Origin of the sequence: Microbacterium sp. HMWF026 (assembly GCF_003061325.1) — a bacterium.
Taxonomy (GTDB): Bacteria; Actinomycetota; Actinomycetes; order Actinomycetales; family Microbacteriaceae; genus Microbacterium; species Microbacterium testaceum_E.
Genome location: NZ_QAJB01000108.1, coordinates 1 through 3,008 on the forward strand (window position 1 = coordinate 1; position 3,008 = coordinate 3,008).

The window sequence follows — 3,008 nt, forward strand, 5'->3', positions numbered from 1 at the left end:
CGCCGACATCGCCCGGGCCGTGTGCGGGGGGCGCCACCATAGGCTGGCCCGAGGATCCGGCGCACCGGGTGGGGAGGAACGCTCATGCGCGTCGTCATCGCCCCCGACAAGTTCAAGGGCACGCTCACGGCCCGCAAGGCGGCGGATGCCATGGCCCTCGCCGTCCGCGACCGCTGGCCCGATGCGGAGATCCGCGTCATCCCCATGGCCGACGGCGGCGACGGCACGCTCGAAGCCCTCGGCGGGGCGAATCGCCGAGACACGGTGACCGGCCCGCTCGGCCGGCCCGTCCAGGCCGCCTGGCGCCTCGACGCCGATGCGGCCGTGATCGAGTCGGCGGCGGCATCCGGTCTGGTCCTCGCCGGGGGACGGGATGCCAACGACCCCTGGGCCGCGACCAGCCGCGGTGTCGGCGAGCTCATCGCCCTCGCCCTGGACGCGGGCGCCAGCCGCGTGCTCGTAGGGATGGGCGGCTCGGCGATGACCGACGGCGGACGCGGCGCGCTCGACGCACTGGGCGATCGCGTCCCCTTCCGCCCGGGCCGGGTCGTGGTGCTCACCGATACGACCACGGCCTTCACCGACGCGGCGCGCGTCTTCGGACCGCAGAAGGGGGCCGATGCGGCGATGGTCGAGCGCCTGACGGCGCGGCTCGAGACGGATGCCGTGGAGTGGGCCGAGCGCTTCGGCCGCGACGTCCGCGAGGTGCCGCGCACCGGGGCGGCCGGGGGTCTCTCGGGCGCGTTGCTCGCCGCCGGCGCGGAGGTGGTCGACGGGGCCGCCCATGTCGCCGAGGTGGCCGAACTCGGCGAGGCGCTGCGCGGAGCGGATCTCGTCCTCACCGGCGAGGGGGCGTTCGACGCGACCTCGCTCGCCGGCAAGGGCCCTGGCCACGTGCTCGCGCTCGCCGCGGCCGGTGGTGTGACGGCCGTGGTGGTCGCCGGGGTCGTCGCCGACGACGCCCGGGCGCGGGGTGCGGTCTCGGTCGCCGGGGTGGTCGGCATCCGTCGTGCTCTTCAACAGCCGGCGGAGGCCGTTCGCGTCGCCACGGCGCAGGCGCTCGCGGCGATCGGCGACTGAGGGCCGCCGGCCGGCCCGATCCGCGCGTGTTCCTCGGAGAAACGCGCCGATCTCGGAGAAAAGCCGCCGATTCTTCCGAGAATCGTGCACTTCTCCGAGAAACGGCGGATGCCGGCGGGCAGGTCCCGCGGGGACGAGCCTGCTGTGGTGCTGAGCATGCGTCGCGGGGGAAGCGCGCTGGCCGGTGCTTGACGCGCGCGTTCCTCGGAGAAACGCACCGTTCTCGGAGAATCGCGAGGGATTTCTCCGAGAAGCGCGCGATTCTCCGAGGAACGTGCGGGTGTTCGAGAGCAGGGGCGCCCCGCCGGCGGGGCGCCCGCGGACTCAGGCCGTCTTGGCGATGCGCACGCGAATGTCCTTCATCAGCGGCTGATCGCTCTGCCGGCTGTAGTCGTCCGGGCCGAGCAGCACGTTCATCTCGGGGAAGTACCCGGCGGCGCTGCCGCGCGGGGTGTCGTACTCCAGCGCGCGGAACGCCGTGATGCTGCGGACCGACCCGTCGCGAGAGGTCGCGACGATGTCGACCAGGTCGCCCTCGGCGATGCCGCGCTCCTTCATGTCGCGCCGGTTCATGAAGACGAGCTCGCGGATGTTGCGCACGCCCCGGTAGCGGTCGTCGGCCGAGTAGATCGTGGTGTTCCACTGGTCGTGCGAGCGCATGGTCTGCAGCACCAGCACGTCGGCTTCTTCGGGGATGACGTTCGGCAGGTCGGCGTGCGAGAACTCCGCCTTGCCCGAGGGCGTGCGGAAGTCGCGCTCGCGCGCGGGCTGCGGGATGCGGAAGCCGTACTTCTGGCGCACGAGCTCGTTGAAGCCCTCGAAGCCGGGCAGCGCCTTGGCCATCACGTCGCGGATGCGGTCGTAGTCGCCGACGTACCACTCCCACGGGGTCGCCGACGCGGGCATCACGGCACGGGCGAGGCGGGCGATGATCTCGGGCTCGCTGAGCAGGTGGGGAGACGCCGGCTTGCGGGAGCCGAGCGAGAGCATGACGGAGCTCATGGCATCCTCGGTCGAGATCGACTGGGGACCGCTCTCTTGCTCGTCGCGCTCGGTGCGACCGAGGCACGGCAGGATCAGCGCCTCTTTGCCGTGCGTCAGGTGGCTGCGGTTGAGCTTGGTGCTGACGTGCACCGTCAGCTCGCACCGGCCCATGCCCTCGGCGGTCAGCTTGGTGTCGGGAGCCGCCCGGACGAAGTTGCCGCCCATGCCGAGGAAGACCTTGAGGTCGCCGCGGTGCAGAGCGGCCACCGTGTGCACGGTGTCGAGGCCGGGCTCGCGCGGCGACGTGATGCCGCACACCTCGTCGAGCTTGGCGAGCCACTCCTCGGTCGGCTTGTGGTTGATGCCGCAGGTGCGGTTGCCCTGCACGTTGCTGTGTCCGCGGACGGGCGAGGGGCCGGTGCCCTTGCGCCCGACGTTGCCGCGCAGGAGCAGCAGGTTGACGATCTCGCGCACGGTGTCGACGCCGTGCTGGTGCTGGCTCACGCCGAGGCACCAGCTGATGACGGTGCGCTTCGCGGCGAGGTAGACGTCGGCCGCGCCGCGGATCTCGGCCTCGGTGAGGCCGGCCTGCTCGACGAGCTCCGACCACGGCGTCGCCTCGACCATCGCTCGGTACTCGTCGAGTCCCGTCGTGTACCGGTCGAGGAAGTCCTGGTCGAGGGCGGTCGGATCGGTCTCGGATGCCTCGAACACGACCTTCGCCATGCCGCGGACGAGCGCGAGGTCGCCGCCCGGACGCACCTGCAGGTTCATGGTGCTGGTCGGCGTGGAGTTGAACGTCGCCATGTCGAGGATCTCGTGCGGCACGATCGTGCGGGTGCCCGCGACCTCGCGCAGCGGGTTGACGTGGACCACCTGCGCGCCGCGGTCGATGGCCTCGGCGAGGCTGGTCAGCATGCGCGGTGCGTTCGAGGCGGCGTTGA

2 protein-coding genes are annotated in these 3,008 nt (G+C 72.2%); one reads left to right on the plus strand and one right to left on the minus strand.

The annotated features are described in order from the left end of the window. Positions 1-84 precede the first annotated feature (84 nt). Positions 85-1,080, plus strand: coding sequence for a glycerate kinase (locus DBR36_RS05080; RefSeq protein ID WP_108317856.1), 996 nt, complete (start codon positions 85-87; stop codon positions 1,078-1,080). Positions 1,081-1,404: 324 nt separating this feature from the next. Here the strand turns inward: DBR36_RS05080 and DBR36_RS05085 are convergent. Then, on the minus strand, positions 1,405-3,008 hold a 1,604-nt coding region (locus tag DBR36_RS05085; protein WP_108317857.1), incomplete at its 5' end, for a molybdopterin dinucleotide binding domain-containing protein.

Excerpts from the sequence above, each read along its gene's own strand:
- DBR36_RS05080 (WP_108317856.1), top strand. The coding sequence starts at position 85 with ATGCGCGTCGTCATCGCCCCCGACAAGTTCAAGGGCACGCTCACGGCC.